Origin of the sequence: Mycobacterium angelicum (genome assembly GCF_002086155.1) — a bacterium.
In the GTDB taxonomy this organism is placed as follows: domain Bacteria; phylum Actinomycetota; class Actinomycetes; order Mycobacteriales; family Mycobacteriaceae; genus Mycobacterium; species Mycobacterium angelicum.
The window spans coordinates 1-2,234 of sequence record NZ_MVHE01000164.1; the positions used below are offsets into that span (position 1 = coordinate 1).

The 2,234-nt window shown below is 77.7% G+C and carries 1 protein-coding gene and 1 pseudogene; one reads left to right on the forward strand and one right to left on the reverse strand.

Annotation, left to right across the window (positions count from 1 at the left end; translation table 11 throughout):
- The coding region (locus BST12_RS34455) for a PGRS repeat-containing protein (protein ID WP_170062231.1) at window positions 1–1,116 on the forward strand (1,116 nt) is incomplete at its 5' end.
- Here the strand turns inward: BST12_RS34455 and BST12_RS34460 are convergent.
- Window positions 1,113–2,234 (reverse strand): annotated as a pseudogene (locus BST12_RS34460) (PE family protein); the annotation flags it as partial. The gene BST12_RS34455 and the pseudogene BST12_RS34460 overlap by 4 nt on opposite strands.

Below are 2,234 nucleotides of genomic sequence, written 5' to 3' on the forward strand. Positions count from 1 at the left end.
CTGCTGTTCGGCAACGGCGGCAATGGCGGAGCCGGCGACGCGACCCACCCCAACGGCGGTCACGGCGGGTCCGCCGGGCTATGGGGCAACGGCGGCGACGGCGGATCCGGCGTGGCGGGTGCCCCGGGAGGCAACGGCGGTAGTGGCGGCAACGGCGGCACGCTGTTCGGATCCGGCGGCGTGGGCGGGGCCGGCGGCAACGGCACGGCCGCAACGGCCGGCCAAGCAGCCGGCGCGGGCGGTAACGGCGGCCACGGCGGCAGCGCGGGAATGTGGGGCACCGGCGGCGCCGGTGGAAAGGCCGGTACCGGCGGGGCGGGCGCCGCCGGTGTCAACTCGTCGAGCGGGCCGGCGACCCCGGGTCAAGCGGGCGCCGCCGGCGCCGCCGGCATCGGCGGTATCGGTGGCACCGGTCAGGATGGCGTATTCGGCCAGGCCGGTGGCAACGGCGGCTCGGGCGGCGCCGTCAACGCCACCACCTCGGTAGGCGTCTCAGCCGGAGCCGGCGGCACCGGCGGCACCGGCGGCGTCGGCGCCCCGGGTGGGAACGGCGGCGAGGGCGGTGAGGTCAAGACCGTCGGCGCGCTCACCTCCACCGCCGGCACCGGCGGCGCGGGTGGTGTCGGTGGTGTCGGCGCATCGGGCACCGACGGCGGTGCCGGCGGCAACGGCGGGTCCGGGGGGCACGGCGGCTGGCTGTTCGGCGACGGCGGCGCCGGCGGTGCCGGTGCCAACGGCGGAGTCGGGGGTGCCGGCGCTACCGGTGCCCGCGGCGGCGCCGGCGGTGACGGCGGCAGAGGCAATAACGACGGGGCCTATGGAGGCGTTGGGGGTCCCGGCGGGGCCGGCGGTAACGGCGGCGACGGCGGCGACGGCGGTGCGGGCGGTGACGGCGGCGCCGGCGGGGCCGCCGGACTGTTCGGCAAGGCAGGCGCCGGCGGCGGCAACGGCTTGGGCGGCAACGGCGGCGCGGCCGGTGGCGGCGGCAACGGCGGGTCCGGCGGCGGCCTGGGCTTCAGCAGTAATCCTCTGTTTGACGGCCAGCCCGGTCCGGACGGACCCACCGGCATCGCCGGCGCGGCAGGTGCCTCCGGCAGCGACGGTAAGGCCGGCTAGCCGCCGCCCCCGTCGGTACCCGCTTTGCCGTCGGCGCCGGCGCTGCCGTCATTACCGGCGGTGCCGGCTTGGCCATCGGTGCCGCCGGTGGCCCCGCCCGTACCGGCGAGCCCGGCGCCCCCGCCGGCACCGCCGGTGCCGCCGCCGCCGCCCGTGCCGAGAGCACCACCGGCGCCGCCGACTCCAGCGCCGCCGCCGCCGGAAGCACCGCCCTGGCCGCCATTGCCACCATCGCCGCCGGCCGCACCGGGCGCACCGTTACCGCCATGGCCGCCGTTGCCGCCATCGCCGTTAGTCGAAATGGCGGAGATCACCGGATTGGTGATGTCACCGCCGGCACCGCCCGTGCCGCCCGCTCCGCCGTCGGCACCGGTGCCGCCGGCACCGCCCGCACCGCCGCCGCCACCGTCGCCGCCGCGGCCACCGTTAGCGCCACCGGCACCACCTGCGCCGCCCTCGCCGCCCGATCCGCCTTTCCCGGCGTTGAAGTTGCCGTCGGCGCCGCTACCGCCGTCGCCGCCTTGACCGCCGGTCAGGCCGTTACCCGGGCCGCTGCCGCCGCTACCGCCGCTGACATCTCCACCGTCGCCGCCGTTACCGCCGGCCGCACCGTTACCCCCCGTGCCAGCCGGGCCGTTGGTGGCGTTGCCGCCATCGCCGCCGGTGCCCCCGATGCTGCCGGCGCTGCCGTTGGTGACGGTGCCACCCTCACCACCCTGGCCGCCGGCTCCAAAAGCCCCACCGGTACCACCCATGCCGCCGGCACCTCCGATGGCCACGCCGTTGGTCGCGTTTTCAGTCGCGAAGCCGCCGCCGCCGCCTTTTCCGCCGGGTGCGTAGTCCCCGCCGACACCGCCTTGGCCGCCCGCTCCGCCGAAGACGGTGGCCCCGTCGACATTGTTGAACCCGGAGCCGCCATTTCCGCCGGTGCCGCCTTGCTGGATGTTGACCGGGTCGGGGGGCAGCGTGCTGGTGCCCGGAGTGCCCGCGCTGCCGGATGTGCCGTCGCCGGTGGCAGGACTGTCCCCAGGGGTGCCGCTGGCGGCCGTCGAGTCCACCGGGATGACTGTGTTGAAGCCGTTGGTTCCGTGGCCGCCGGCACCTCCGGCACCGCCGGT